This is a genomic window from Streptomyces sp. B1866 (assembly GCF_031932565.1).
Taxonomy (GTDB): Bacteria; Actinomycetota; Actinomycetes; order Streptomycetales; family Streptomycetaceae; genus Streptomyces.
In genome coordinates, this window is the sequence record NZ_JAVSCF010000061.1 from 1 (window position 1) to 26,242 (window position 26,242).

General features: G+C 73.3%; 21 protein-coding genes. 8 read left to right on the plus strand and 13 right to left on the minus strand.

Going from position 1 to position 26,242, the window contains the following annotated elements; genetic code table 11:
- Nucleotides 1–428 precede the first annotated feature (428 nt).
- Both RKE29_RS11470 and RKE29_RS11475 read left to right on the plus strand, forming a co-directional pair.
- Entirely contained in the window at nucleotides 429–2,846 is a 2,418-nt protein-coding gene (locus tag RKE29_RS11470; protein ID WP_312005064.1) for a GNAT family N-acetyltransferase, read from the plus strand.
- 347 nt (nucleotides 2,847–3,193) lie between these two features.
- Entirely contained in the window at nucleotides 3,194–3,883 is a 690-nt protein-coding gene (locus tag RKE29_RS11475) for a CBS domain-containing protein (RefSeq protein ID WP_312005065.1), read from the plus strand.
- Nucleotides 3,884–4,152: 269 nt separating this feature from the next.
- On the opposite strand, the gene RKE29_RS11480 is transcribed toward RKE29_RS11475, so the two are convergent.
- Nucleotides 4,153–4,719, minus strand: coding sequence for a hypothetical protein (locus tag RKE29_RS11480; protein WP_312005066.1), 567 nt, complete (start codon nucleotides 4,717–4,719; stop codon nucleotides 4,153–4,155).
- A gap of 224 nt (nucleotides 4,720–4,943) precedes the next feature.
- Here RKE29_RS11480 and RKE29_RS11485 point away from each other — a divergent pair, with 224 nt between their 5' ends.
- Together RKE29_RS11485 and RKE29_RS11490 are read left to right on the plus strand one after the other, a co-directional pair.
- Nucleotides 4,944–5,645: a response regulator transcription factor gene (locus tag RKE29_RS11485; protein WP_312005067.1), complete on the plus strand. Its 702-nt coding sequence runs from the start codon at nucleotides 4,944–4,946 to the stop codon at nucleotides 5,643–5,645.
- A 515-nt stretch (nucleotides 5,646–6,160) separates the two neighbouring features.
- The gene (locus tag RKE29_RS11490; RefSeq protein ID WP_312005068.1) at nucleotides 6,161–6,745 is read left to right on the plus strand and encodes a hypothetical protein; all 585 of its coding nucleotides are present in this window, start codon (nucleotides 6,161–6,163) and stop codon (nucleotides 6,743–6,745) included.
- A gap of 67 nt (nucleotides 6,746–6,812) precedes the next feature.
- Here the strand turns inward: RKE29_RS11490 and RKE29_RS11495 are convergent, their stop codons facing one another.
- Nucleotides 6,813–8,504, minus strand: coding sequence for a GAF domain-containing protein (locus RKE29_RS11495; protein ID WP_312005083.1), 1,692 nt, complete (start codon nucleotides 8,502–8,504; stop codon nucleotides 6,813–6,815).
- A 157-nt stretch (nucleotides 8,505–8,661) separates the two neighbouring features.
- Between RKE29_RS11495 and RKE29_RS11500 the strand changes: the two genes are divergently transcribed.
- Entirely contained in the window at nucleotides 8,662–9,534 is an 873-nt protein-coding gene (locus RKE29_RS11500; protein WP_312005069.1) for a right-handed parallel beta-helix repeat-containing protein, read from the plus strand.
- A 95-nt stretch (nucleotides 9,535–9,629) separates the two neighbouring features.
- On the opposite strand, the gene RKE29_RS11505 is transcribed toward RKE29_RS11500, so the two are convergent.
- A complete protein-coding gene (locus RKE29_RS11505) occupies nucleotides 9,630–10,256 on the minus strand; it encodes a DUF6801 domain-containing protein (RefSeq protein WP_312005070.1) in 627 nt (208 codons plus the stop codon).
- A gap of 521 nt (nucleotides 10,257–10,777) precedes the next feature.
- Between RKE29_RS11505 and RKE29_RS11510 the strand changes: the two genes are divergently transcribed.
- A complete protein-coding gene (locus tag RKE29_RS11510) occupies nucleotides 10,778–11,458 on the plus strand; it encodes a helix-turn-helix domain-containing protein (protein ID WP_312005071.1) in 681 nt (226 codons plus the stop codon).
- Nucleotides 11,459–11,508: 50 nt separating this feature from the next.
- Here the strand turns inward: RKE29_RS11510 and RKE29_RS11515 are convergent, their stop codons facing one another.
- From RKE29_RS11515 to RKE29_RS11530, 4 genes are all read right to left on the minus strand, one after another.
- On the minus strand, nucleotides 11,509–12,576 hold the full coding sequence (locus tag RKE29_RS11515) for an oxygenase MpaB family protein (protein WP_312005072.1): 1,068 nt from the start codon (nucleotides 12,574–12,576) through the stop codon (nucleotides 11,509–11,511).
- A gap of 34 nt (nucleotides 12,577–12,610) precedes the next feature.
- Nucleotides 12,611–12,754: a hypothetical protein gene (locus RKE29_RS11520; protein ID WP_312005073.1), complete on the minus strand. Its 144-nt coding sequence runs from the start codon at nucleotides 12,752–12,754 to the stop codon at nucleotides 12,611–12,613.
- Nucleotides 12,755–13,181: 427 nt separating this feature from the next.
- The gene (locus RKE29_RS11525; RefSeq protein WP_312005074.1) at nucleotides 13,182–13,532 is read right to left on the minus strand and encodes a protease inhibitor I42 family protein; all 351 of its coding nucleotides are present in this window, start codon (nucleotides 13,530–13,532) and stop codon (nucleotides 13,182–13,184) included.
- A 272-nt stretch (nucleotides 13,533–13,804) separates the two neighbouring features.
- Entirely contained in the window at nucleotides 13,805–15,478 is a 1,674-nt protein-coding gene (locus RKE29_RS11530) for a S8 family serine peptidase (RefSeq protein WP_312005075.1), read from the minus strand.
- A gap of 1,431 nt (nucleotides 15,479–16,909) precedes the next feature.
- Between RKE29_RS11530 and RKE29_RS11535 the strand changes: the two genes are divergently transcribed.
- The gene (locus RKE29_RS11535) at nucleotides 16,910–18,097 is read left to right on the plus strand and encodes an MFS transporter (RefSeq protein WP_312005076.1); all 1,188 of its coding nucleotides are present in this window, start codon (nucleotides 16,910–16,912) and stop codon (nucleotides 18,095–18,097) included.
- A gap of 187 nt (nucleotides 18,098–18,284) precedes the next feature.
- Here the strand turns inward: RKE29_RS11535 and RKE29_RS11540 are convergent, their stop codons facing one another.
- The 5 genes from RKE29_RS11540 to RKE29_RS11560 form a co-directional block, all read right to left on the minus strand.
- Entirely contained in the window at nucleotides 18,285–19,520 is a 1,236-nt protein-coding gene (locus RKE29_RS11540) for a glycosyltransferase (RefSeq protein WP_312005077.1), read from the minus strand.
- A gap of 482 nt (nucleotides 19,521–20,002) precedes the next feature.
- On the minus strand, nucleotides 20,003–21,355 hold the full coding sequence (locus RKE29_RS11545; RefSeq protein WP_312005078.1) for a site-specific integrase: 1,353 nt from the start codon (nucleotides 21,353–21,355) through the stop codon (nucleotides 20,003–20,005).
- Nucleotides 21,356–21,551: 196 nt separating this feature from the next.
- Nucleotides 21,552–21,824, minus strand: a complete 273-nt coding sequence (locus RKE29_RS11550; RefSeq protein WP_312005079.1) for a helix-turn-helix domain-containing protein — start codon at nucleotides 21,822–21,824, stop codon at nucleotides 21,552–21,554.
- 413 nt (nucleotides 21,825–22,237) lie between these two features.
- The gene (locus tag RKE29_RS11555) at nucleotides 22,238–23,485 is read right to left on the minus strand and encodes an MAB_1171c family putative transporter (protein WP_312005080.1); all 1,248 of its coding nucleotides are present in this window, start codon (nucleotides 23,483–23,485) and stop codon (nucleotides 22,238–22,240) included.
- Complete coding sequence (locus RKE29_RS11560) at nucleotides 23,482–23,985, minus strand: ParH-like protein (RefSeq protein ID WP_312005081.1); 504 nt, start codon at nucleotides 23,983–23,985, stop codon at nucleotides 23,482–23,484. The genes RKE29_RS11555 and RKE29_RS11560 overlap by 4 nt, the downstream gene beginning before the upstream one ends.
- A 589-nt stretch (nucleotides 23,986–24,574) precedes the next feature.
- Between RKE29_RS11560 and RKE29_RS11565 the strand changes: the two genes are divergently transcribed.
- Nucleotides 24,575–25,264: a helix-turn-helix domain-containing protein gene (locus tag RKE29_RS11565; RefSeq protein ID WP_369016035.1), complete on the plus strand. Its 690-nt coding sequence runs from the start codon at nucleotides 24,575–24,577 to the stop codon at nucleotides 25,262–25,264.
- Between the two features lie 35 nt (nucleotides 25,265–25,299).
- Here RKE29_RS11565 and RKE29_RS11570 read toward each other — a convergent pair whose 3' ends face one another.
- Nucleotides 25,300–25,743: a helix-turn-helix transcriptional regulator gene (locus RKE29_RS11570; RefSeq protein ID WP_312005082.1), complete on the minus strand. Its 444-nt coding sequence runs from the start codon at nucleotides 25,741–25,743 to the stop codon at nucleotides 25,300–25,302.
- Between the last annotated feature and the right edge of the window lie 499 nt (nucleotides 25,744–26,242).

The window sequence follows — 26,242 nt, forward strand, 5'->3', positions numbered from 1 at the left end:
GCGCCCGCGCCGCGCGCCGCCGCCGGAAGGCCGCGCCGCCGCCCGTCCGGTACGGCCCGCTCCCGCCCGTACCGGACGAAGGAGCCGCGCGACGGCGTCCGCGACCGCGCTCGCGGGCCGCCTCGCCCGTACCCCGGACGAAACCCCGGCCCCCGCGCGCGACCGTCGCCCGACCATGACGGCCCCGTCCACGGCTATGCCCCCGGCCCCCGCGCGACCGCCGCGGCACGGGCACCCGCCGCCGTACCCGCCTGGCGTGACCCGGGTACCCGGGGCCGACGAGCCGGGGCGACCCGGGCCGAACGGTCCCGGAAAGGCCCCCGGGCAGCCCATGGGAGCGCGGCCGGCGCGGCGGAACGCTGACACCAGGCACCCGCCGAGGCGCTTTCGCCCGGAAGACGCCGACGAGCCGACGAGAGGACCTGAAGATGACGCGGACCGGACACCTCGTACCCGCGGCGCACGCGCTGCTCACTGACGGGCGGACGGTCGAGATCCGGCCGGCCCGGCCCCAGGACCACGAGCAGGTGCGGCGGCTGTACGACGGGATGTCGGCCGAGAACCTGCGACTGCGGTTCTTCGGCGCGGGCCTGAAACCGGGCCGCCGGGCGGCCGACCGCGCCTGCGACCCGGAGCGGCCCGGCCACCGGGCGCTGCTGGCCTTCTACGGCGAGGACCCGCGCGTGGTGGGCATCGCCGAGTACGAGTCCGAGGGCGGCGCCGAGCCTCAGACGGCCGAGATCGCCCTGGCCGTCGCCGACGACTTCCACGCGCGCGGCGTGGGAACCCTGCTGCTGGAGCACCTGGTGCACGTCGCCCGCGAGGACGGCGTCACCCTCTTCACCGCCGACGCGCTCGCCGACAACCGCGCCGTCCAGCGGGTCTTCACCGACCTCGGGCTGACCGTGGCCCGCCGCTTCGACGGGCCCGAGGTGCGTTGCACCGTGTGCCTGGACCAGGACGAGCGCTACCTGACCGCCGTGGAGGCCCGCGGCCGCACCGCCGACACCGCCAGCCTGCGGCCGCTGCTGCGCCCGGACTCCGTGGCCGTCGTCGGCGCGGGCACCCAGCCGGGCTCGGTGGGGCGGGCGGTGCTGAAGAACCTGCGCCGCGCGGGCTTCACCGGCCGCCTGCACGCGGTCAACCCGCACGCGCACGCCATCGAATGCACCCCCTGCTACCCGTCGGTCACCGACCTGCCGCACGCCCCCGACCTCGCCGTCCTGGCCGTACCGGCCCGCGCGGTGCCCGAGGCGGCCGAGCAGTGCGGAGCCAGGGGGGTGCGCGCCCTGGTCGTGCTCACCTCCGGCCTCGACCGCGACCAGGCCGCCGCGCTGCTGGGCTCCTGCCGCCGCCACGGCATGCGCCTGGTCGGCCCCAACTGCCTGGGCGTCGCCGACACCGACGACCTGGTCCGGCTGGACGCCACCTTCGCCGCACACCGGCCGCTGCCGGGCACCGCGGGCGTGGCCGTCCAGTCCGGCGGGGTGGGCATCGCCCTCCTCCAGGGGCTGACCCGGCTGGGCGTCGGCGTGTCCAGCTTCGTGTCGCTCGGCGACAAGTACGACGTCAGCGGCAACGACCTGCTTCAGTGGTGGGAGGACGACGGCCGCACCGACCTGGCCGTGCTGCACCTGGAGTCCTTCGGCAACCCGCGCGCCTTCTCCCGCACCGCCCGCCGCGTCGCCCGCCGGATGCCCGTCCTGACCGTCGACGCGGGCCGCTCCGCGGCCGGCCGGCGGGCAGCCGCCTCGCACACCGCGGCCGCGGCCACCCCGACCATGACCCGGCAGGCCCTGTTCACCCAGGCCGGGATCACCGCCACCCGCTCGGTCGCCGACCTGCTGGGCACCGCCGCGCTGCTGCACTCCCAGCCGCTGCCCGCCGGCACCCGGGTGGCCGTGGTCTCCAACGCGGGCGGCGCCGCCGTACTGGCCGCCGACGCCTGCGCCGAGGCCGGCCTGACCGTGCCCGAGCTGCCCGCCGACCTGACCGCCGCGCTGCGCGAGGCGCTGCCGGCCGGGGCCGCCGTCGCCAATCCGATCGACGCCACCGCCGCCGTGGGCAGCGCGCCGCTGCGGGCCTGCGTGGACCTGCTCGCCGCGCACGGCGCGGTGGACGCGGTCCTGGTCGCCCTGGCGCCCACCGCGCTGGCCGAGGCCACCGGCGACGACCCCCTGCACGCCCTCACCCGACCCGGCCCGCGGCGCGGCCCCCACCCGGTCGCGGCCGTGCTGCTCGACCAGGCCGAGCAGGTGCGGCTGCTCCAGACGCCCGGCGGCGGCACCCTGCCCGCCTACGGCGACCCGCAGGACGCGGCCCGCGCCCTGGCCCACGCCGCCGAGCGCGCCGCCTGGCTCGCCCGGCCCCAGGGCACCGTGCCGCGCCTGACCGGCACCGACCCGGAGGCCGCCCGCGCCCTCGCCGACGCCTTCCTCGCCGACCACCCCGACGGCGGCTGGCTCGACCCGCGCCAGTGCGCCGACCTGCTCGACGCCTACGGCGTCCCCCTGTCGCCCTGGGCCTGGGCCGAGAGCGAGCGGGCGGCCGTCGCCGCCGCCGACCGGCTGGCCGGTCCCGGCGGCCGGGTCGCCCTCAAGGCGCACGGCCCCGGCCTGCTGCACAAGAGCGACCGCGGCGCGGTGCTGCTCGACCTCGCCGGCCGGGACGCGGTCCGCGCCGCCTACCGCGACCTGGACGCCCGGCTCGGCGACGAGATGCGCACTGGCGCGGAGCCACCGGCCCGGTCACCGACCTGCTGGACGGCGCCGGGTTCGACCCCGCGAGCGCCACGGCGTTCGTCTGCGGCCCGGACCCGGTGGTCCGCGCCGCGGGCCGCGCCCTGACGGCCCGGGGAGTCCCGGCCGACCGGATCCGCGTCTCCCTCGCCCGCGGCCTGCGCTGCGGGTCCGGCGACTGCGGCGGCTGCCGCCTCGGCCCGGCGCCGCGGTGCGGCATGGAGCCGGTGATCGGCGGCGACCACCCCGGACCGCTGCTCCTGGCCCCGGGGCGCCCCGCCTGACCCGGCCGCCGTCCGGCGCGCCCCTCGGCGCCGGGCGGCGGCCTCCCCGCTCGCGGGCCCGGCGCCCGCGAGGCCGGGGCGCCCCGGCGGCAGCCGCCGGAGCAGCTCCGGCGAAGTCCCGTCAGAAGTCCCCGTCAGAAGTCCCCGTCGGAAGTCCAAGGAGGACCCGCCATGTGCAGCAGTCCGCGCCGCGTCAGCGACGTGATGACCCAGACCGTCGTCTCGGTCGGACGGGACGCGCCGTTCAAGGAGATCGTCAGGACCATGAAGGAGTGGAGGGTCGGCGCCCTGCCGGTGCTGGCCGGGGAGGGCCGCGTCGTCGGCGTGGTCTCCGAGGCCGACCTGCTGCCCAAGGAGGAGTACCGGGACGACGACCCCAGCCGCATGGACGTCGTGCGCCACCTGCGGGAGGTCGCCAAGGCGGGCGCGGTGACCGCCGGGGAGCTGATGACCGCCCCCGCCGTCACCGTCCGCGCCGACGCCACCCTCGCCCACGCCGCCCGCCTCATGGCGCGCAAGGGCGTCAAGCGGCTGCCCGTCACCGACGCGCAGGGGCTGCTCGCCGGCGTCGTCAGCCGCGCCGACCTGCTCACCGTCTTCCTGCGCTCGGACGAGGACCTGGCCGAGGAGGTGCGCCGCGAGGTCGTCGCCCCGCTCTTCCCCGGCGACCCGCCGCCCGTCCACGCCGAGGTGAACGAGGGCGTGGTCACCTTCGGCGGCCGGATCCGCGACACCTCGCTGGTGCCGGTGGCCGCCCGCCTGGCCCGCGCGGTGGAGGGCGTGGTCGACGTCCGGTTCGACCTGACCGGTCCGGCCGCCGCCGGGCACGGCGGGCCGCCCGTGGTCGGCCCGCTGTTCTGAGGCCGCCGCCCCCCGTGGGCCCGCCGTACGGCCCGTACGCGCCCGCCCGCCGTACAGCGGGCCCACAACCTGCCGCCGAAGGCCCGGGCCCGGCGGGCGCACGCGCGTACGCGCCGGACCGCGCCAGGCCACGAGCCCTGGCGCGGTCCGGCGCGCACGCGTATCCCGGGCGGCGCGGCCGGTCCCGCGTCCCTCAGGCGGTGTGCTGGTTCCAGCGGGGCCCGATCTCGGCCCACTCCCGCTCCCACCGCGTCNCGGTCCCGCGTCCCTCAGGCGGTGTGCTGGTTCCAGCGGGGCCCGATCTCGGCCCACTCCCGCTCCCACCGCGTCGCCCGCGCCGCGTCCAGCCCCGCGCGTATCACCCGGCCGCCGCCCGCCAGCAGCACGCCGGTGACCACCGCCGCGGCCGAGCCGCTGATCACCCCACCGGCCAGCGCCTGCCCGGGGGTGGCCGGGGCGGAGCGCAGCCGGCCGTCCCCGTCGGTCCAGACACTCACCCTGGCGCCGGCCGGGCTGTCGGGCTTGACCAGCGCCTTTCCGGTGTGCGGAGTGCCGTCCGAGGCGGTCCACCGCACCGTGGCGAGCACCTTCGTATCCTCCTCGGCGCCGCCCTCCGGCGACGGCGCCCGCTCGGCCAGGACGGCGGGCGTGCGGTGCCGGGTCTCGCTCTGCCGCAGCATGTCCTGCTCGACGGCCACGCCGGTGACGACTCCCGCCGCCGGCGCGCCCAGGGCGATCAGCGTGCCGACGGCCAGGCCGGCCCACGCCTCCGCCACGTCCGAGCGGCGCCGCAGCGGATTGCGCCGCCAGCGCCACAGCCTCACGTTGTCGCTCATCGGGCCCCATCCCCTCGGCACGTCGGAAACAACCCGTCCGGGTCTGACCAGTACCGTCGCACGCGCCGGGTATGCCACGGAGGAGCCGAACGGGTCCCTGCCGCAGGGCCCTCCGGCGTGCCGGACCAGTCCCCTGAAGGGACCACTCGGCCCTGGTGCGCGGGGTCCGCGCAGGGCCAGGATCGTCAGACTGAGCCGCTTTTCCAGCACCACGAAGGATGATCATGACCGAGGCACGCGAGTTCTCGCCGCAGGCGCCCATCCGGGTGTTCCTGCTCGACGACCACGAGGTCGTCCGGCGCGGAGTGCACGACCTGCTCGACGCCGAACCGGACATCGAGGTCGTCGGGGAGGCGTCGACCACCGCCCAGGCCCTGGCCCGCGGCCCCGCGCTGCGGCCGGACGTGGCGATCCTCGACGTACGCCTGCCGGACGGCGACGGCATCTCCGTCTGCCGCGACCTGCGCTCGGCCATGCCGGGCCTGGCCTGCCTGATGCTGACGTCGTTCGACGACGACGACGCGCTGCTGGACGCGATCATGGCCGGGGCCGCGGGCTACGTCCTCAAGCAGATCAAGGGCTCCGACCTGATCGCCGCCGTGCGCACCGTGGCCACCGGGCAGTCGATGCTCGACCCGGCCACCACCGCCCGGCTGATGAGCAGCCTGCGCGGCGAGGACGCGCCCGCCGACCCGCAGGACCAGGCGCTGGCCGGGCTCTCCCCGCGCGAACGGGAGATCCTGGGCCTGATCGGCGAGGGCCTGACCAACCGCCAGATCGGCAAGCGCCTGTACCTGTCCGAGAAGACGGTGAAGAACCACATCTCCCGCCTGCTGGCCAAGCTCGGCGTCGAGCGCCGCATCCAGGCCGCCGTCCTGGCCAGCCAGGCGGCCGCCCCGTCGGCCGACGGCCACCGCCCCCGGTAGCCCCACTGCCCGGCCGGCCCCGCCCCGGGAGCCGTACGGCCCTGTCCGCCGGCCCCGCGCGGCGGCAGCCTGGGGACCAGGCCGGGAGGAGACCGCCATGACCGCCACCGAACTCGACGCGACGACCCTGGAGACCCTGATATCCGCCGCCGTCGCCGCGCCCTCGATCCACAACACCCAGCCGTGGCGCTACCGCCTCGACCCGGACGCCGCGACGCTGGAGGTGCGCGCCGCGGCCGACCGCGCCCTGCGGCGCACCGACCCCACGGGCCGGGCGCTGTACGTGTCGGTGGGCGCGGCCGTGTTCAACCTGCGGGTCGCCGTCGCCAACTTCGGCTGGGAGCCGGTCGTACGGTTGCTGCCGGACCCCGCCGACCCCGGGCTGCTGGCCACGGTGCGGCCGGCCGGCCGGGACGGCCCGGCCCGGCGCCGGGCACCGCCGCGACCTGTACGCCGCGCTGTGGCGCCGGCACAGCAGCCGGTTCCCCTACCTGCCGCGCCGCCCGCGGCGGGAGGTGCTCGCCGGTCTCGCCGAGGCCGTCCGCGCCGAGGGCGCCTGCCTCACCTGGCCGGACGACCCGGAGACCGCGCGGCTGCTGCGCGTCACCGCCGAGGCCGAGCGGCGCAACACCCGCGACGCCGCGCGCAGCGCGGAGACCCGCGGCTGGCTGCGCGAGTCCGCGCCCGACGGGCTGCCCGGCCTCGCCCTGGGCCTGCGCGACAGCACGGGCCGGATGCCGGTGCGCGACTTCACCGGGACGCGCGGACCCGACACGCCCGCCGCCGTCTTCGAGGAGCGGCCGGTCGTCGCCGTCCTGGCCACCGCCCACGACCGGCGCGCCGACTGGCTGCGGGCCGGCCAGGCCCTGGAGCACCTGCTGCTGGCCGCCACCGCGCAGGGCCTGCGCACCTCGCTGCTGCACCAGGCCCTGGAGTGGCCGGACCTGCGGTGGGCGCTCACCGGCCCGCGGCGGGAGGCGGGCGCCGACCCGCGGCGGGACGCCGGGCACGCGCAGATGCTCGTCCGCGTCGGCTACGGGCCGGAAGGACCCGCGACGCAGCGCCGCCCGGCCGCCGCCGTGCTGGCGGACCGCCCGTGACCCGCCCGTGGCCCGCGGCCCGGCCCGCAACCCGCGACCGGCCCGCAGCCCGCGGCCCGGCCGGCGGTCACTCCCGCGGCAGCGGCACGCTCCACACCAGCCGGGTGCCGCCCTGCGGCGGAGCCTGGAGGTCCATCCGGCCGCCGAGCCGCGCGGCCCGCTCCGCGAGGTTCGCCAGGCCGCTGCGCCGGCCGTCCTCGGGGACGCCCACCCCGTCGTCCGCGACGGTCAGGGTCAGCGTGCCCGCCCTGACGACGAGTACGACGTCCGCGCCGCCGGCCCGCGCGTGCCGCGCCGCGTTGGACAGCGCCTCGCCCAGCACCGCCACCACGTGTTCGGCGACCTCGCCCGGCACGTCGGTGTCCACCAGCCCCTCCATCCGCAGGGACGGCGTGAAGCCCAGGGCGGGCACGGCCTCCTCCACCGTCTTGGCCACCCGCACCCGCAGCCCCTGGAGCGCCTGGGCCGACTCGTGGGTCCGCAGCCCGAAGATCGTCGAGCGGATGATCTTGATGGTCTCGTCGAGGTCGTCCACCGCCCGCAGCAGCCGCTCCGACCCCTGCGGGTCCGACACGAACCGCACCGTGCTCTGCAGCGTCATGCCCGTGGCGAACAGCCGCTGGATGGCCAGGTCGTGCAGGTCGCGGGCGATGCGGTCGCGGTCCTCCAGCAGCGCCAGCTGCTCGGCGGCCCGCCGCCGCTCGGCCAGCTCCATCGCCAGCGCCGCCTGCCCGGCGAACGCCAGCAGGGGCTCGGTCTCGGCCTCGGTGAAGGTCGCCATTCCGCCGGCCGCGCGCGCCAGCACCAGCACCCCGCGCACGCCCTCCCCGGTGCGCAGCGGCACCGCCACCGCCGGCCCCAGCCCGGACCACCGCGGCGGCCCCGTCGTGACCCGCTCGTCCGCGCTGACGTCCGGGCTGGTGATCAGCTCGCCGCCGAGCATGGCCGCTCCGGCGAACGTGCCCTCGCACGAAAGCACCAGGCCCTGGTGCGTGTCGGCGTTCCTGCCCCGGGCCAGCGCCACCCGCAGCCGCTCGGCCGAACCGCCCTCGGGGAGCGTGAGCACGGCCAGGTCGGCGCCCAGGATGCGCTGCGCGCGGTCCACCAGCATCTCCAGCACGGACATCTCGTCCGCCCCGGACAGCAGGCTGCCCACCACCTCCGCGTTGGCCTCCAGCCAGCGCTGCCGGTACTGCGCCGCCTCGAACAGCCGGGCGTTCTCGACCGCGACCCCCGCCGCCACCGCCAGCGTGGACAGCACGGTCTCGTCCTCGCTGTCGAACTCGGCGCCGCCGCGCTTCTCGGTCAGGTAGAGGTTGCCGAACACGTCGTCGCGCACCCGGATGGGCACGCCCAGGAAGGAGTGCATCGGCGGGTGGTTGGCCGGGAAGCCGTACGAGGCCGGGTGCTGCGACAGCTCCTTCAGCCGCAGCGGCTCGGGGTGCCGGATCAGCTCGCCGAGGATGCCGTGGCCGGAGGGCAGCGGCCCGATCGCCGCGCGGCCCTCCTCGCCGATGCCCACCGTCAGGAACTGCGCGAGCCGCTGGTCGTCGCCGATCACGCCCAGGGCCCCGTACTCGGCGTCCACCAGCACCACGGCCGCCTCCACGATCCGCCGCAGCACCTGCGGCAGGTCCAGCTCCTGGCCGACCGACAGGACCGCCTCCAGCAGGCTGTGCACCCGGTCCCGGGTGCCGCGCACCGCGTCGATCCGGACCTGCAACTCCTCCAGCAGCTCGTCGAGCCGCAGCCGCGGCAGGTGCTCCGCCGCGTCCTCCGCACCCACCGGCACCTCCGCCAGCCCCAGCAGCCGATCCCCCGACAGGTCCCACCCTATCGGCGGCCGGAAGACGGCCCCCGGGGCGCCCGCCAGGCCCACGGGAGGGGTCCCGCGCGCCCGGCTCTACGGTCCCCGCATGATGACCGCACAGAGCATCCTCGCCGGTCTCGCCACCGTGATCACCGCGGTCGCGGGCCCCTCGCCCACGGCTTCCGGCGCTCCGTCCGCGGCCTGCACGCGGCACATGGCGGCCCCGGGAGACGCCGGCGCCGCCCGGCCCGGGGACGTGGTGTGCCTCGACCGCGACCTGTCCGCCGACCGGCTGGTCATCACCCGCGGCGGCACCCGCGACAAGCCGGTCACCTACACCGGCGGCGGCGCCACCGTGGGCGGCATCACCGTCGAGGCCGACCACGTCGTCGTGGAGGGCTACCGGGTCGACCGCCCCCACGCCCCCGGCGTCGAGCTGACCGGACAGGACATCACCCTCCGCGACACCGTGGTGTCCCGGCCCCGGGGCGGCGACGGCGACGGCATCCGCTTCTTCGGCGACGGCATCCGGATCGTGGGCAACACGGTCACCGGCACCGACAACCGCTACGGCCACGCCGACTGCATGCAGACCTTCGCCGACGACACCCCCGCCAGCCGCGGCGTGGTGATCGAGGGCAACCGCTGCGAGCAGATCGACAACATGTGCCTCATGGCCGAGGGGCCCGACGACGGTGAGGGCGACGGACACGGCGTCACCTCGGGCTTCGTCGTCAAGGACAACTACTGCGAGACGCTGGTGGCCTCGCAGGCCCTGATGTTCGAGGACGTACAGGACGCCACCATCACCGGCAACACCTTCGCCGCGCCCACCCACCACGCCATCGGCCTCGCCGTCCACTCCACCGGCGCGCACGTCGGCGGCAACACGCTGAATCCCCGCATCCGTTACGAGGTCGGCATCGACGCCTCGTCCCGGCCCGGCTACCAGGGCCCGGAGCCCGGAGGCGCGCCCTGACCCGCCTTCCGGCGGAGGGGAACGGGACACGGGGCGCTCCGCACGCCGCGCCGGTCCGTGCCGGACCGGCCGCGACGGCTGTTGGGACGGCGTCGTCAGGAGACGATGTCGAACTCGGCCAGGATGTTCTTCTGACCCGGGACCTGCTGGCAGGGCGAGGCGAAGCTCTCGTTGCCGTCGTCGTCCATGTCGACGGCCTTGCCCTCGGCGTTCCGGACGGTCAGGATGAGGGTCATGTCACCCACGGTGATCTTGCCGTGCCCGGTCTTGCGGAACGTCAGGGGCGGCACGGAGCCGTTGGCCACGACGTTGAACGAGCCGGACTCGGGAACCTTCGTCTGGGCGATGGTGAAGGTCGGCTTGACACTGACGGTGCCCTGCGGGACCGCGACGACGGCGGCCGTCTTCGCCTGGCCTTCGAGCGTCGCGGCGCCCACGAGGCCGAGGCCCGCCGTGGTGTCCTCGTTGACCGTGGACACGGCGTGGATCGCCAACTTCGGGACCGAGGTGTTGACCTTGATCGTCTTCGGGATGTCCGTGTTGATCACGACCGATATCTGCTGCTCGTCGATCTGCGGGAAGACGCAGGTGTAGTTCAGCTTCAGCGAGACGGGTTCGGCGGACGCGCTGCCGGTGCCGACGACGCCGAGGACGGCCGCGGTGAGGCCCACGGTCGCGGCGGCCGCCAGTGCGGTTCTTGCCTTCGGCTTGGCTATACGCATGATGACTCCCATTGAGGCGTTCTCTCGTGGCGCCGGGACTGACGGCGGGTACGTCGCGTGCCCGGTCTGGACGGGGGGCTGGTGCTCCTTGTGCGGCCGTTTCCGGCGGTGGTGCGCGCGCAGGCGTCACCGCGGGGCGTATAAGGCCGCTGTTTCGAGGGCAGGGAAAGCGACCCCCTGATTCCACCCTCGGGTCAGGATTTCCGGGTCAGCCGGGTTCTGTTGCCGATCCGTAAATTACTCAGGGGTCCGAATGTCGTCAAGGCTTCGGTTGGTGTTCTCTGAACCAACTTTTCCGGAAGAGTGGGCGGCCGGTTTTTCCGGCCGGTTTTCCGTGGGATCGAGTAGACGGCTTCTTTTTCCGCCGGCCTGGGCCGCACCCGGTGTCCCCGTATTCGGCGGCGTTTTCCCCCACTCGCGCGAGACGAATCGGCCGGGCCGGATATCGGGGCGCCGGAGCGGTGCTTGCCGAAGACCGTCGGACCCCTGGCCGGGGCGGACCGGCGGGTTAGCATGGGCTGGTGAGCGAGTCATCCGTACCCTCGGCCCGGCAGGCGTTCGCGAAGGTCGGGCAGCGGTTGCCGTCCCGGCACGGCCTGAGCCGGGAGGAAGTGGCGGCGTCCCAGCGCGCTCGTCTCCTCATCGGGTTTCTGGAGGTCACGGCGGAGAAGGGATACGCGGCGGTCACGATCGGCGACATCGTGGAGCGTGCCGGCACGTCCCGGGAGGCGTTCTACCGTCAGTTCGCGGGCAAGCAGGAATGCTTCCTCGCCGCGTTCCGGGAGGGCGCCGAGGTGGCGCTCAGTCAGGTGTCCGCCCCTCTTGAGGAGGTGCCCTACACCGAATGGCGGACCGGCCTGCGGGTGTCGATGCGCGCCTATCTGGCGCTGATGGCGGCGTATCCCGCGGCGACCTGGACGTTCATGATCGAGGGCCTGGCCGCCGGCCCCGAGGTCGCCGCGCTGTACGGCAGGCGGTCGGAGCGCATCGCCGAGCTGTACCGGCTGACGTACCACCGCGTCGTACGCCGGGAGGACCCGAGCCGGCCGGAACTCCCCGACGACACCTTCGACATCCTCGTCGGCGGCATGGCGGACCGCGTCCGCCACTGCCTCTACACCCTGGGCGCCGAGGCGATCCCCGAGCTGGAACCGGTGTTCCTGACCACGATCCTGGCCCTGTTCGGCGAGAAGCTCGACTGACGGCCCGGGCGCGTCCGGCACGCCGCCGGCGCGCACGGCCCGGGAGCGGCTCACGCGGTGCCCAGGTAGGGCTCGGACTCGTGCAGGCCCTCGTCGCTGGTGCGCATCCCGGCGTGGGCCTTGTCCTTCTGCTTCCTGCGCAGCTCCGGGTGGGCCTCCGAGGGTTTGGCGTAGCCGTAGCGCTCCCGGGCCTGCGCGGGGGTGAGCGTCTCCGCGTTCTGCGGGGGGACGCGCAGCAGCACCGGGCCGGCGATCGGCACCGTGCGGGGCGAGAGCAGGGCGAGCAGCACCAGTTCGAGCCGCCGGCTCAGGTGCACGAAGCCGAAGCCCATCCGCATCACCGGCACGATCAGCGCGTCGACCAGGCGGGACTGGGGGAGCCCGGCCATGTCCCGCATCCACCGGGGCATGGTGGCGAGCGTCGCGGTGTCGATGAAGGCGGAGATCACCTCCGCCACGAGCCGGACCGGCCACCGCAGGTCGGGCAGCATGACCTTGCTGTCCAGCAGGTGGTTCATCGCGTTGCGGGCCATCTCCGAGCCCACCAGCTGCGGACGCATCCGCTCGAAGTACTCCCGGACGCCCTCGCGGGTCCGGGGGACGTCGGCCGGGTCGCAGGTCTGCAACTCGGCCGCGACCGCGCACTCCTCCCAGTAGCGCGCCTCCTCTTCCGGTGACAGCTTGCCCGGTCCGTACTTCTCGTAGGCGTAGAGGATCGAGTGCCAGGCGGTCAGGTGGATCCACAGCTGGGAGTCCGGGTCGTTGGCGTCGTACGGCCTGCCGCTGAGCGGTTCGGTGCCCACGGCCTTGGAGTGCACCTTGACCAGCACGTCGGCGGCCTTCGCGGTGGTGCGCGTGTCGCCGAAGGCGACCAGGGCGAAGTAGCTCAGGGTGCGGCTGTAGCGGGTGCGCGGCCGCTTGAAGATGTCGTAGGTGTGGGTGACCGCGGTGACCAGCGCCGGGTCGAGCTCCTCGACCACCACGGCCCGCTGGAAGCCGACGGTCAGGGAGGTCGGGTAGCTCCACACCTTCCAGGTGACCGAGCCGGGTCCGAAGAAGCCGTAGTCCTCAGCGGGCTTGAGGTCCCTGCGGCGCGGCAGGGTGAAACGTTCGGTCATTGACTGCGCTCCTTGGCGTACGGGACCGGCGCTCTCAGCGGTCTGTCCGAGAGGTGCTGTCCAGGGTCCCGAGCCGCCGCACCGCGCCGGCGGTCCGGGGTCGCGGCGGCCGGGCGGCGTACGGCCCGTCGGCCGCGGCGGTCGAGCCGGCGACGAAGACGTCGGCCACGGTGTTCATGCCCACTCCGTCCCCACGGGCAGAATTTGAAGAACAGTTCCGTTCTGTAAAAACGCTAGGGTTTCTCCTGGGGCGGTGTCAACAGAGCAGTACGCGCTCCCGCGGTCTGCCGGGGCCGTGTGACAGCCCGCGCCGGGGGACTTGTCAGCCTCGCACAACGCGACCGGTCGTCGCCGGGCGGCGCACTCCGCTTGCCGCGCATCGCGGAAGCCCTCGGCCTCCCGCGATGCGCGGAAGGCCGAGGGCTTCGCCTCGCCGGAGGCGCGCTGCCCGGTCCGGACGGAGATGCCGGTAGGGGTGCGGCGAGCCGCCAGGCGCGGGGCCTGAGGCGGCGAGGACCGCGCCGCCTCGTGAACGGCCCGGCTCGCCGCCGGGCCGCGGGGGCCGGGCGGCGAGCCGGGTGCGGGACGAAGGGTGCCGCGCGCCGCTACGGGATGATGATGTCGGTGGGGAACGAGAGCTGTTTGACGGGTTCGGCTCCGCTCGGCGGGTAGAGGCAGAACCTCATCTCCGTGTGCCCCGGGCTTACCGCTTGGAGAAGGAACACGCGGGCCCCCGGCGCGCCCGGTATCCGGTTGCCGGGCAGGAACGTGTCGTTGAGTAGTCGTACCTGGCCCTCTTCCGAGGGATTGATCTGCATGTACTCCCAGTGGTACCCGGTGCTCGGGTTCTCCTCCAGAGCCACGGTGACGAGGCCGAGGTTCTGGACCCTGGCTTCCTGGCCCGAGTTCTCCTCGGAAAGGACCAGGAACTTGGTGGCTGTCGCAACTGCCGTCATCGTCAGTCGCTCCTTTCGGGCGTGTCCGGATTCTCGGAGCGCCGTCCCGCCGGTGCCCGGCCGGTCCCCGGTGCGGCCCGTTCCCTCTCCGTGATTCCGCGTGACCGATTCCATGGCGGATTCGCCGAGTTGGGTTTCCGGTGGCCGAATGCCGTGAGGCGGTCTGGCGGGCAGGGCCGACGCGCATCCCCACCATAACTACGCCATCCGGAGCAATGCAGAGCGACTAGGCCATTCGGGTGAAACCGGTCATGGGGCCTGCCCGTGGAGCGTCACCAGCCCCAGACCTGCCAGGAGAAGGCTGTCCTGGCCGAGGCGCCGGACGCGCTGGCCGTGACGGTGGTGGTGAAGGCGCCTGCCGCGGTGGGGGTGCCCGAGATCCGGCCCGCGGAGCTGATCGTCAGGCCGGGCGGCAGGCCGGTGGCCGTGAAGGTGACCGGCGCGCCGTCGCTCGCCCTGGCGGTCAGCTGGAGCGGCGAGATCTGCCAGCCCTTGAGCGCCCACTGGCCGCTCGGCTTGGTGACCGTCACCGTCGCCGCGGGCTGCGGGGCGTCGGGCGCCGCGACGGACCTGGCGGCGTCGGCGAGCCCCGCGCCGCACCCGCCGGAGCAGCCGCCGGGCAGCGGCCGGGCGCCGGCCTTGATCGCGGACTCGACCTGGGCTGGGGTGAGGCCCGGGCGCCTGGCCAGCAGCAGGGCGCTGAGACCGGAGATGTGGGGAGTGGCCATGCTGGTGCCCTGGTACGCCTTGTAGGTTTCGGCGCCGGGTGTCGTGGTGCCGGTGTTGAGGGTGGACAGGATGCGGTCGGAGCCGTCGCCGCCCGGCGCGGTGATGTCGACGCTGGCGCCGTAGTTGGAGTACGAGGCGCGGGCGCCGCCGCGGCCGGACGCGGCGACGGTGACGACGTTGGCGCAGTTCGCCGGGGTGTGGTTCGCGGCGTCGTCATTGCTGTTGCCTGCCGCGACGACCACGGTGGCGCCGCGCGAGACGGCTCCGTCGACGGCGTTCTGGGTGGTCGTCGCGCACGGCGCCCTGCCGCCGAGGCTCAGGTTGAGGACCTTGGCGGGCGTGGGGTTGGCGGGCACGCCCGGTACGGATCCGCCGGATGCCCAGGTGATCGCGTCCGCTATGTCCGATGTGGTGCCGCCGCACGCGCCGAGGACCCGTACCGGCTGGATCCTGACGCCGGGGGCGACGCCCGCGACCCCCTTGCCGTTGTTCGTGACCGCGCCGACGATTCCCGCCACGTGCGTGCCGTGCCAGCTCGACGAGGTCTCCCCGCTGCCGAACCCGCACTGCCCGGCGGTGTTCCACGTGCCCTCGTCCGCGGCGTTGCCGTCCCGCCCGTCACCGTCCCGGGCCGTCGCCGCGTCGGATATGAAGTCGTACCCGGGCACGATGTTCGCCGCGAGGTCCGAGTGCGCGGTGTAGCCGGTGTCGATGACGGCGACGGTGACGCCGGCGCCCGTCGTGCTCGTCCAGGCGTCGGCCACGTTCATGCCGCCGGTCTGCTCGTACAGGTTCCACTGCCTGCCGTACTCGGGATCGTCCGGGACGGCCGCCGGCTGGAGCATCTGGTCGCGTTCGACATAGGCCACGTCCGGGTCGGCCGCGAACGCCTGCCGCATCGCGCTGATGGCGCCGGCGTCGGCACGGGCACCGAGGTCCACCAGCGCGGCACCGTCCGCGAGCCGGCGCTGAAGGCGAGCCGCGTGGCCCTGCCGCTTCGCGCTGGTGGAGATCCGTCCGGAGATGACCGTGCTGGACAGGCCGGACCGGTACTTCACGATGAGACGGTTGACCGGGCCGGGCTTGTCCGCGGGGGCGACCGCGGTCGGGCCGGGCGACACCCCGGCGGAACTGGGGACGGCCGCCGCGAAAAGACCGAGCGCCGCGCTGGTGGACAGCGCCGCTATGACCGCGGTCCGACGTATACCTGCACTCACGGTCACATCCCTTTCCGAGGGGGCGCACCGACGTGCTGCGCCCGGCCCGGCGGAGGTTACGGGCGGTAAGTCGACAGGGCAAGAGTGGTGGCAGAGACTTGCGCGAAGAGAGACAACCTACGGGGCGTCAGGTCCGCACGGGCGCTGCCCCCCGGGCGCGTACCGGGTCCGGGCCAGGGGAGTACGCGGCGACGCCTGGGGAGCCTGGTCCCCGCCACTGGCCCTGGCCAAGGCCCCCGCACCGGCGCCGACCCCGGCCTACGGCGACCACTCGCTCACCGCCGCCGGACACCGACCACCTCGTCCTCCTCCCCGGGGCGTGGAGCGCGCACGTGCCGCTCACGGTGCTCAGCCGGCCGACCCCGGCGATCCTGTCGTTCACCCACTCCGACGGTGTCTTCACCGCCGTAGGGAACATCCCGGCGCCGTGCGACGTCAGCGTCACCGACGACACACCGGCACGACCGTCGCGACCGCCGCCAGGGCCGGCGGGGGCCGGGCGACGCCGCGGCCGACGCCCGGCATCGAGCCCGGGAGGGGGGTACGTCTCCGCTCGGCCCGGACCCCGCCCGCCGGAGGCGGCACCGGACTCGTCGGCACCCGCGCCACCGTCGTCCTCGCCGACGGGCGCCGCCTCCTCCGGCGCCGCGCCTACCGCTTACGCGAGCGCCTGGCCGCCCGGCGCGCCGCGCTCACGGCTGCCGGCCACGAGGACGCCCGCCCGTGACTCCGGGAGCCGGCGGCTGGCCCTGGTGCGCGTCTCACCCGCCTGGCGGTCTTCGGCAGAGCGCGACGGCAGGGGATGGCTTAGACAAGAAGGCGAGGCAGGTCAGACGCGCCCGCATCCGGCGGCATGCGGGAGACCCGTGCTGCGATGAGCCGCCACAGAAGGGAGAAATGTGAAGAGGCGATACAAGCGACTTCCGGGGGAAGTAAGGCATCGGACAAAGGACGGTCATGCGTCTGCGTAGCATCCTCGCCGCGGCCGGTTTTGCCGCGGCTTCTCTCAGTGTTGCCCTCGGCGGAAGTGCCGCCGCCGACGACGATCCGTCGACTCCCGTTTAGACGCCGCCCGCCGTCTGCGGGCAGCAGACGGACATCCTCTACGGGCTGGTCCACCATCAGGCCGAATTCAAGTGCTGACGGGGTTCAGCCACGGTACGCGCACAAGGGGCCATGACGTGATACCGAAGCCCTGACCCGCCCGCCTTGGTCAGTGTCCGGTACGCCCCGGGGACGCGGCCCGGACCAGCGGAGCCGTACGGGCACACCGCGCGCCGCGGGTGCCAGGTGCCGCCGGCCGGGGGTCGCTGTCGCGTCGCCGGGTGAGCCCGCGCCCGGAATGGAGGCAGCCGGTTGAACCGCACCCCGCCGTACCGCGCACGGACCAGCCCGCGGGGCCCGGGCACCGGCCGGAGGGTGCCGCGGGCGGTGGCGTTCTGGCTGGTGGCGGTGGCCTTCTGGGTGACGATGGTGGGCACCACACTGCCGACGCCGCTGTACGTCCTCTACCAGCGCCAGATGGGCTTCTCCCTGCTCACCTCCACCGTGGTCTTCGCCGCGTACGCGGTGGGAGTCCTGGCGGCGCTGGCGGCGCTCGGGCAGGTCTCGGATGTCATCGGCCGGCGCCGGACCCTGCTGCCGGGCCTGGCCTGCGCGGCGCTGAGCGCGCTGGTGTTCCTGGCCGCGCACGGCCTGGCGCTGCTGCTGGTGGGCCGGGTGCTGTCGGGCCTGTCCGCGGGCATCTTCACCGGGACGGCGACCGCCACCCTGGTCGACCTGGCACCCGAGGACGGCGCGGAGCAGGCCACCGCGGTGGCCACGGTGGCGAACATGGGCGGACTGGGCTCCGGCCCGGTGCTCTCCGGCCTGCTCGCCCAGTTCGCCCCGGCGCCGCTGCGGCTGCCGTTCGCGGTGCACCTGGTGCTGCTGGCCCTGGCCGCGGCCGGCGTGTGGCTCATGCCCGAACCCGTGGCGGCGGCCGACCGCCCGCGTCTGACCCTGGCCAGGCCGGGGGTGCCCGGCTCGGTGCGGGGCACGTTCACGCGGGCGGCGATCGCCGGGTTCGCCGGGTTCGCGGTGTTCGGACTGTTCACCGCGGTCGTGCCGGTGTTCCTGCGCCAGTTGCTCGGAGTGCCCGATCCGGCGGTGTCCGGCGCCGTGGTGTGCGTGACGTTCGCGGCGTCGGCGCTGGGACAGCTCACGCTCACCCGGCCGCTGGGCCGCGCGGCCCTGCCCGCCGGGTGCGCGGCGCTGATCGGAGGTATGGTCCTGCTGGCCGCGGGGCTGGCAGCCGGATCGCTGGTGCTGCTGATCACCTCCGCCGTGCTGGCCGGGCTCGGGCAGGGGGTGGCCCTGCGGGCCGGGCTGGCCGCTCTCAACGCGCAGGCCCCCAGCGGACAGCGTGCCCAGGTCGCCTCCACCTTCTTCCTGGTCCTCTACCTGGCGATCTCCCTGCCGGTGGTCGGCGAAGGACTGGCCGCCGACGCCGTGGGGCTGCGCACCGCCGGGATCGCCTTCAGCCTGGTCGTGGCCGTCGTGGCCGCGGTCGCCCTGCTGGCCCTGCGCCGAGCCGCACGAGCGGAGACCGCGCGGCCGGCAAACCGAAGCCAGGCGTGACCGCCCGCTGCGTAACCTCGTGCCCGGGGTCAGGCCGACGGCCACCGTGGCGGCGACGCGCCGACACCCGGGCGGTCCCGGCCCCCGACCGGCCGGGCCGCGTCGGCCGCCGCACCGGGCCGACGCGGTCTCGCGTCCATGGCCGGGAGGCCGCCCACCGGCTCCCGGCATGAAGACGGCCCGTCGTTCACGCGGATACGGGCGACCTGTCCCGGCTGACCTCGTCGAGCAGCATTTTCGCGGCCACCGCCGCCCCGTCGGCGCGGACCACGCCGGCCACGTCCCGCGCCCGCGCGCGGGTCCCGGGCGTCAGGGCCGTGGAGAGCGCGGCGGACAGGGAGCCGAAGGTCGGCGTCGAACCGTCGTGGGCCGCGCCGATGCCCAGCTCGGCCACTCGGGCAGCCCAGTACGGCTGGTCCGCGATCCGGGGGACCACCACCTGGGGCGCGCCGGCCCGGGCCGTCGTCGTCGTGGTGCCCGCGCCGCCGTGGTGCACGACGGCGGCCACCCGGCGGAACAGCGCCTGCTGGTTGACCTCGCCGACGACGAAGCAGTCCTCGGCGTCGTCGACCGGAGCCAGACCGGCCCAGCCGCGGGCGAGCAGTACGCGGCGGCCGTGCGCGCGGACCGCGTCGGTGGCCACCCGGGCGATGCCCTTCGGGGCGTGCGCGGCCATGCTGCCGAAGCCCACGTACACCGGCGGTGCACCGGCGTCCAGGAACGCCTCCAGCCCTGCCGGGAGCGGACGGTCGTCGGGCAGGATCCACGCCCCGGTCTGTACGACGTCGAGGTCCGTCATGCCCTGTGAGGGACACAGCGTCGCGTCTGCCGCCAGCCACGGTCGGCCGGTGAAGACGTGGTCGCGGACGTTGTCCACCGGCGGCAGGCCGATCGCCGCCCGACGGCTGTTGAGCGCCCCGCCGTACAACGCGTTCACCCTCTGAGCGTCCTGCTCCCACAGCACCCGGTTGTCGGTCTCGCCCCGCGGGGACGGCTTGCCCGGCCGCGCCCCGGGAGGGAAGTGCCGCGACGGCAGCCCGAAGATGTGGAAGCACGCGCACACGTAGCGGATGCCCAGTTTCTCGGCCACGTCCCGCGCGCCGGCCGGCATCAGGCCGGTCGCCAGCAGCGCGTCACATCCCTCGGCCGCCGCGGTGAGCGTGTCGAACCGCGCGGCGACCAACTCGGGAGCGAGCCGGAACGCGTCTTCAGACGTCGGCGGCCTCGTGCCGGCGACCACCGAGCGCACCGTCGGACCGAGCGGCACCAGCGGCACGCCGACCCGCGCCAGCAGCGCCGCGAACTCCTCGTCCGGCGGCGCGCACACCCGCACCTGCGCACCGAGGTCCCGCAGCGCCACCGCCAGTCCCGCCAGCGGTTCGACATCCCCGCGCGATCCCCATGTCGTCAACAACACCCGCACTTCGCGACTCCCCGTTTCCGCAGGTTCCAGCTTTCGGCCGCTGATTCTGCGGTACGACCGGGGCCTTGCCGCAAGCCCCCCTGTGCGCTATAAGTTAAGAGTGGCGAGGAGTGGGATCTCCTTGCCTTTGCTTTTTGCCGTCCCCCTTTGCTTTTGCCGTCCCCCTCAGCCCCGTTCCCATCAGGCCCGTTTTCCCCACCAGGCAGGGACTGTCGGCGGTGGCGGGCTGACACCCCCGAAAGCCGCTTCGGATCCCGCCCACGCGGCCAACGCCTCCCTTCCGGGGGCGGACGGCCGAGTACCGACTCCAGAACATGGCAGACGCCCCGGACGGACATTACGGGCAGAACTGCCTGCGGTCGGTAGACTCCACGATCACCGGGTTGCTCTCACAGGCGAGTCGATCCTGCCCCGGCGCCGCGGACCGGTGCCGTACTCCGACCGCGGTGAAAGACTCGAAGCCACAGGTCAGGGCCGGTTTTCTAGCACTCCACCACGTTGACCGCGAGCCCGCCCCGCGACGTCTCCTTGTACTTGGCCTTCAGGTTGTCCGCGCTAGCGACCATGCCCTTGACCTGGGCTTTCAGGAAGATTTCCTTGATCGTTCGGGTGGCTGGGGACTTCTCGGGGACTTTCGGAAGTTGATCTTGAATGAGCCAGGAGTCCATGGCCGCGAGGCCGCGCCTGCCGGCACCCGGCATGAAGTGAGCGTAGTGGTCGAGCGTGATCTTGGGGGAGGCGTGGCCCAGCCACTCGGACAGGCTGACGATCGACTCGCCGGCGTCGAGCTGGACGCTGGCGTACGTGTGCCGCAGGACATGGAACATGTCCTCGCGCGACAGCTCGAAGACCGGGTACGCGCGCACCCGCCCGCCGTACTTCTGGACCTTCTCGCCCACGACCCGGATGACCCCGGCTGAGACGAGCGCGGGCTTCCAGCTGCGTTCGTTCCAGGTGCGGTAGAGGATCCGGTTGCCCTGGGAGGTGCTGAGGACGAGCCGGACCGTGATCGGCTTGCGCTGCCGTTCCTCCAGGCGGGTGGTCGGTGGCTCGGGGTTGCGCCAGGGCAGCGTGCACTCGACGGGCGGGAACCGCCGCATGTGCGCACGGGCGCGATGGGCGAGGACGGGGGAGAGCGGTACGACGCGGGTCTTGCCGCCCTTCGGCAAGCAGAAGTACGGCCTCCCCTTCGCGTCCCACCGGAGTTGCCGCCGGACGCGTACGACTCCGGCCTTGAAGTCGAAGTCCTCCTCTGCCAGCCCGAAGGCTTCCCCTTGCCGGAGTCCGAGTCCCAGGCCGATGTCCACCGCGAAGCGATAGCGCTCCTGCAACCCCATCCGGACGGCATCAACGACTGGACGCGCCCACGCCTTCGCCTTCTTCTGGGTGCGCTTCGGAGCCTTGACCGTCCGGTGCACCTTGACCGGGTTCTTCAGCAGTCGCTTGTCGTCGACGGCCGCGTTGAGGATCGTCGTCAGGTGGATCCAGATGACCTCGGCCGTGGAGTCGTCCACCCGCGCCAGAAGGTCGGTTTTAAAGGACCGCAGCGCGGAGGCGTCGATGTCCCGGAGCGTCGTGGCCCCGAGCAGCGGAATGATGTGGTTCCAGATGCGGCTGCGCATTGGCGCGGCCGTCGACGGTTCGTCGGATCGTCCCGGCCACCAGTGGTTCTCGATGTACTCGGCCAGAAGGATCCCGCTGTCCCGGGGGTCGACGAACTCACCGCGCTTGGTGTCGGTCTGAGCGGTGGCGAGCCACTGCTTCGCGTCCTCGCTGGTGTCGAACGAGCGGTCCGGAACGCCGGGTATCCCCTTAACCCGGTACCGCTGTCCCACCCCCCAGCGAGCTGTGCGCTCTCGCTTGCCTGTCTTTTTGTCCGGCCGCTTCTTCAGCCAGCGGTCTTCTATGTATCCCGCCATGGAGATCTACGGGCCTCGCGTCTTTGTATCGTACGAGTGGATTCGAGGTCGCTGCAGACTGAAAGCCTGCGGGGGAGTCGGTAATACCTGCGGCAGAGCAGCCGTCCGGCTGCTAGCGGAGGTCGCGTGCGGCACGTCGTGTCACCTTCCGGTTGAGCGGGTTGAGTGCGGTGTTCGAGCGCGAATCCGCCTGTTCCTGTTGGGAGACCCAGTCGTTGAGTGCCGAGATCCTGTACATCACGCGGCGGCCCATGCGGAAGCTGGGAGGCCCTTGGCGGCGGTGGCGCCAGACGTAGAGGGTGTTCGGTGAGACCCCGAGATACTCGGCGGCTTTCGGGAGGGTCAGGAAAGCGGTCTCGTAAGTGCGGGATGGTGTTTCGGGCATCTTCGGACTCCCAGACGACGTGCGGTTGGCAGTCACCAGGGTCCGGATATCTTCGAGTTTGGCTAGGCTGGAGATTGGTGATAGGGGGGACGGATCGGTGCCGGATTTCCGGTCGTTGGTAGGTTGACATTCCGGCAAGCCGGATTTCCAGTCGTGCCCGTCTGCTGTGGGCGAATGTGAACTCCGGCACTCCGTGTGCGGTTGCTCTCGGCACGGACATGGCGGGCTCGCTGGGTGAATGAACGTGAGCGCGCGCGTGCAGGCCGGTCAGGAGTAGGGCGATTCCTGACCGGCAGGGGCACCATGGCCGCCAGCCCGTTGCGGCGCACGGCGTACGAGATCGCTACACAGCGTGGAGCCCCAGTCTGCGCAGCAGATCTATTTCCCTCGCTGCGGGCTACGGTCGGGCTGGCCTACGACTGTCCCTCGGTGGCATGGGTCGGCATCGAGGAATGCGTGTCAAGGACGTGCAGAAGGTAGGCACCTGTGGCGTCGGCGAAGGCTTCGGCGACCAGCACGAACCAGGCGAGTTCCCCTTCGTAGTCATCGCCGCCCACGGGCGGGAGCCCCCTTGGCAGGCCGTCCAGGGAATCTGCTGGAATCGGAGTCGGTGAGCCCAGTGCCTGGCGGATCAAGGCGGCTTCGAGAACGGCTCGCTGCTTGCCGTCGACGGGGCCGGGATAGTCGATGAGTTCCTGCTGGGCCTGCAGGAGTCGGGGATCGATGCGGTCGCGGAGTTCATGGCGGGCGTCGCGGATTTCGGTGACCATCCGGTGGAGGCGGTAGTCGAGCGCGCTCAGGCGGAAGCGTTCCCGGCAGGGGCCGACCGGCGGGTGGAGGGCGAGGCCGGGGAGGGCGTCGCACAGGGCGAGCCATAGCGGCAGTAGCCGGTGGTAGGCGCGCAGCCGCTGCAGCCAGCGGCGGGCCAGGGAGAGCCGGGGCCCGAGATTGGGCAGGACGAGGCCGGTGAAGGCGAGGACGGCGCCGATGGTGGCGGCGATCGGGGCCGCGGTGTAGACGGGGTCCCACTGGGAGCCCAGGATGCGGGCGATGACGTAGGCGCTGCTGAGGGCGGCGTTGCCGAGGTAGATCAGCGCACCGGTGCCGGTGAGGCACAGGCCGCGTTTGAGCCAGGGGCGGTCGGCGGCCCGGGTCAGGCATCGGCACAGACGGGCGATCTCTGCGACGCCCGTACCGACGGTCGTGAAGTAGACCAGGAGGTACGCGGCCGCGGAGGAAGTGGCGGCGTGGTCGCCGGCGAAGTGCTCGGGCGTCCCGTGGCTGGCGGGCGTGACGGCCATCAGAATGGTCATCGCAGCCAGCGCGAGGGCTTTGGGCGTGGCCCGTCGGCGTGCCTTCCGCCGGGCCACTTCCGGCGGGTACATCCAGGCCAGGAGGACGCGCTGGGCGCAGGCGCAGAAGGTGATCATCGAGCCGTGGACGACCAGCTGCCCGAGATGGGGCATTCCCAGCATGTGGCTGACGGGCCGGTGGACGGCCGGCGTGGCGGTGAGGAAGGCGAGGGAGGCCATGCCCAGGGCCAGGCACAGGGCCCGGAACGTGGCGTTGCGCGGGTCCTGGCGCAGGTGACCGACCCGGTGAAGGAGGGCGGCGGCGCCGACGGTGGCGGCGAGTGGGTAGCAGAGCTGCTCCGGGCTCATGCGGCGCGAAGGGACTTCCGCGGCGTGCGCAGGGTGTTCTCCACCCGGCGGACGGCTTCGGCGGCTTCCTGCGACACGGCACTCCCGGTTTCCGGGAGGCGGCGGCTGACCTCGGTGAGGACCAGGGAGGCGAAGGTCTCCGCGAGGCGTTCCTCGGGGTCGGAGTAGCGGGGCTGGCCGAGGACGAGGGGAAGCGTCTTCGCGGGGAGGTCCGACAGGAGCGTGCGGGCCAGGGCGGCGCGCAGGGGGCGGTTCGGGCCGTGGCTGAGGAGCATGTGGCCCATCTCGTGCAGCTTGATGTGGTCCTGGTGGGCTGGGGTGGTGTCCTGCTCGTAGAAGAGGTAGTCGGCCGAGGGAGTCGCGGCCCACATGCCGCACAGGCTGTCCGCCGGGAGCTTCCAGGGGACGAGGTGGATCGCCCGGCCGCGCTGCTCGGCGAGGAGGCGGAGCATCTCGTCCACATCGAACGGATCCGGGATCACCGGTATCACGGCTTTCAACGCGTCGTGCGTCCTGCGCCACCAAGCGACCATCGTCCTCACCCCGCCGTACTCATCGCCCCCTGTCCGTCCCGTGAGCAGAGAGCCCGGATACCAACATCGGACCGACGGCGGCGCGTGGTGGCAGGGGACGGCTCTTCCCCTTACGCCGAGCGCACACGGCAACGTCGGATTTCATCGCTGTCGATTCGGCGCGCACTCTGCCAGATAGCGCGGTGAAGGCACACTTCACGAAGTGCCACTTCCGGAGTACACGAAGATGCCGACGCACCCGGCGCGTGTGAACCTGGCCTTGTCCAATGCCGTACCGACGGCCCGAACGAGGCGCGAGGGTTCTCTGCGTGATCGCAGGCGGTGCGTTCGGGTAGGTGTGCTGCCCCAGCGGGTCGGCTGGACATCGAATTCGGGTAGGGCGTCGGACGAAGGGGCGGGAGATCAACGGAGGGCGGTGAGGTCGACGGACCGAAGACCGGGAGGAGAGGCCGCGGGTCGGGAGTCGCTGCCGGAGCTGCTGCTGCGCTGGCGGCATCGCCTCGACCCCATGCGCATCCCGGGTCTGGTCTCCCCGGGGCGTAACCGCATGCGTCCTGTGTCGCAGGCCGAGGTCGCGCGCATGGCGGGATTCAGCGACCGATGGTACTGGCAGATGGAGAACGGCCGCCACGCGAACTACTCCACGGAATCCCTGGACGGACTGGCTCACGCTCTCCGTCTGACCCCGGCCGAACGGCTGACCTTGTACCTGCTCGCTATCGGCCGCCCGCCTGACCCGCACGAGGAACCCGAATCGGATGCCGAGTCCGCTGCGGCTCCCGCATTCCAGTCAATGCTCGACGCCCAACTGCCCCACCCGGCATATCTGGCTGACCGGGCATGGAACATCCTGCGCTGCAACCAGCCCATGGGCGAGTGGTTCCCGTGGATCGCCGATCAGCCGAACATCATGCGGTGGGGATTCCTCAACCCCGAGGCCCGTCGGCAATTGGTCAACTGGCAGGAGGACTGGGCCCGGTCGTTCCTGGCCCGCATGCGGATCGCTGCTGCGCGGTACCCGACGTACGAGCCACTGCAGCACCTCCTGGACGATGTCCTCGCCGTGAATGAGGAGGCGCGGGAGATGTGGGAGCAGGGTGAGGCGGTCGAGCACCCGGACGGGTCGATCCGCCGCCTGTGCCTGCCCTTCCACGGCCACCAGGAGGTCGCGGTGCGCATCCTGGGCCTGGTGCCGATGCGTAACCCGCGCCTGCACCTCATCGTGCTCATGCGCGAAGGCGAGTGACCGCCGCAGGCCGAGCCGACTGCACGCGGCGGCGGTCAGCCCCGGGGGCCGGGCTCGTCGGGAGCGGGCAGGGGCGGCAGGCCCTCGCGGTGGCGGACGTAGTCGACCATGCTGCGCACCTCGCGCAGGCCGTCCGGAGACAGCCCGGAAGCCCGCAGCGCCACCTCGGCCACGTCGCCGTCCCGCACGGCGGCGAGCAGATCGAGCTGGGCCTCCTCTTTCTGGGCCGCGTCGTCATCGAGGAAGAAGTACAGCGGCGAGGTCCCGAAGAACTCGGCCAGGGCCCTGATCGTGGCCATGGTCGGGTTGTTCTTCTTCCCCGCCCGCAGTTGCTGGATCGCGCTGAAGGACACCCCGGTGGCCTCGGCGACCTCGGTGATCGTGTACGGCCCGCGGGTGGGCGGATGGACGTTCCGGAAGAGGTGATCCAGGCGGCGGGCCACCAGACGCGGGTCGTCGCGGTTGGACTTCTGGGTCATGTCCACCTCCTCCACCGGTGACCTCGCGACGCAGGCTCACGTCGACCACTGTAGTACAACTAACCCTGTCCCGGAACCCACCTCTTAAGTGCCTCACTTCGCGACTCAGCGACGCATCAAATTGCTACTTCGCTGGTAGGTGGTGGTGGTACACGCTGGACGGGACCGCGATGACGCTCGTATGGTGTCGGTCGCCGCACGCCGCGGCACCGACCCGAGGGGAGGCGAGCGTGACGTACCCGCCGACGCGGTGACCGCCTTCGGGCCCGCACAGCACACCGGCGCCCGGGAGTTAGCCGCTCCCAGGCGCCGGGCCCCGCCGCCCCGAAGGGCGAGGCGGATTCACTACCAAGCGGTTCGGCCGGGCCTTTTCCGAGAATCGGCCGACCCGCTCTCCACCAACAGAGGATAGCCATGCCCGCGTCCGAGAGCGGACTCCCCAACCCTGCCCGGCCCGGTGCCCGGCACCGCCGCCTAGTACTCCAGCTGTAGATCGTGA

Bases quoted from the DNA above. Each gene is read 5' to 3' on its own strand.
- RKE29_RS11480 (WP_312005066.1), bottom strand. From the start codon at position 4,719: ATGAGCGACAACGTGAGGCTGTGGCGCTGGCGGCGCAATCCGCTGCGG.
- RKE29_RS11550 (WP_312005079.1), bottom strand. From the start codon at position 21,824: ATGCCCGAAACACCATCCCGCACTTACGAGACCGCTTTCCTGACCCTC.
- RKE29_RS11500 (WP_312005069.1), top strand. From the start codon at position 8,662: ATGATGACCGCACAGAGCATCCTCGCCGGTCTCGCCACCGTGATCACC.
- RKE29_RS11515 (WP_312005072.1), bottom strand. From the start codon at position 12,576: ATGACCGAACGTTTCACCCTGCCGCGCCGCAGGGACCTCAAGCCCGCT.
- RKE29_RS11525 (WP_312005074.1), bottom strand. From the start codon at position 13,532: ATGACGGCAGTTGCGACAGCCACCAAGTTCCTGGTCCTTTCCGAGGAG.
- RKE29_RS11475 (WP_312005065.1), top strand. From the start codon at position 3,194: ATGTGCAGCAGTCCGCGCCGCGTCAGCGACGTGATGACCCAGACCGTC.
- RKE29_RS11570 (WP_312005082.1), bottom strand. From the start codon at position 25,743: ATGACCCAGAAGTCCAACCGCGACGACCCGCGTCTGGTGGCCCGCCGC.
- RKE29_RS11470 (WP_312005064.1), top strand. From the start codon at position 429: ATGACGCGGACCGGACACCTCGTACCCGCGGCGCACGCGCTGCTCACT.
- RKE29_RS11485 (WP_312005067.1), top strand. From the start codon at position 4,944: ATGACCGAGGCACGCGAGTTCTCGCCGCAGGCGCCCATCCGGGTGTTC.
- RKE29_RS11555 (WP_312005080.1), bottom strand. From the start codon at position 23,485: ATGAGCCCGGAGCAGCTCTGCTACCCACTCGCCGCCACCGTCGGCGCC.
- RKE29_RS11520 (WP_312005073.1), bottom strand. From the start codon at position 12,754: ATGAACACCGTGGCCGACGTCTTCGTCGCCGGCTCGACCGCCGCGGCC.
- RKE29_RS11505 (WP_312005070.1), bottom strand. From the start codon at position 10,256: ATGCGTATAGCCAAGCCGAAGGCAAGAACCGCACTGGCGGCCGCCGCG.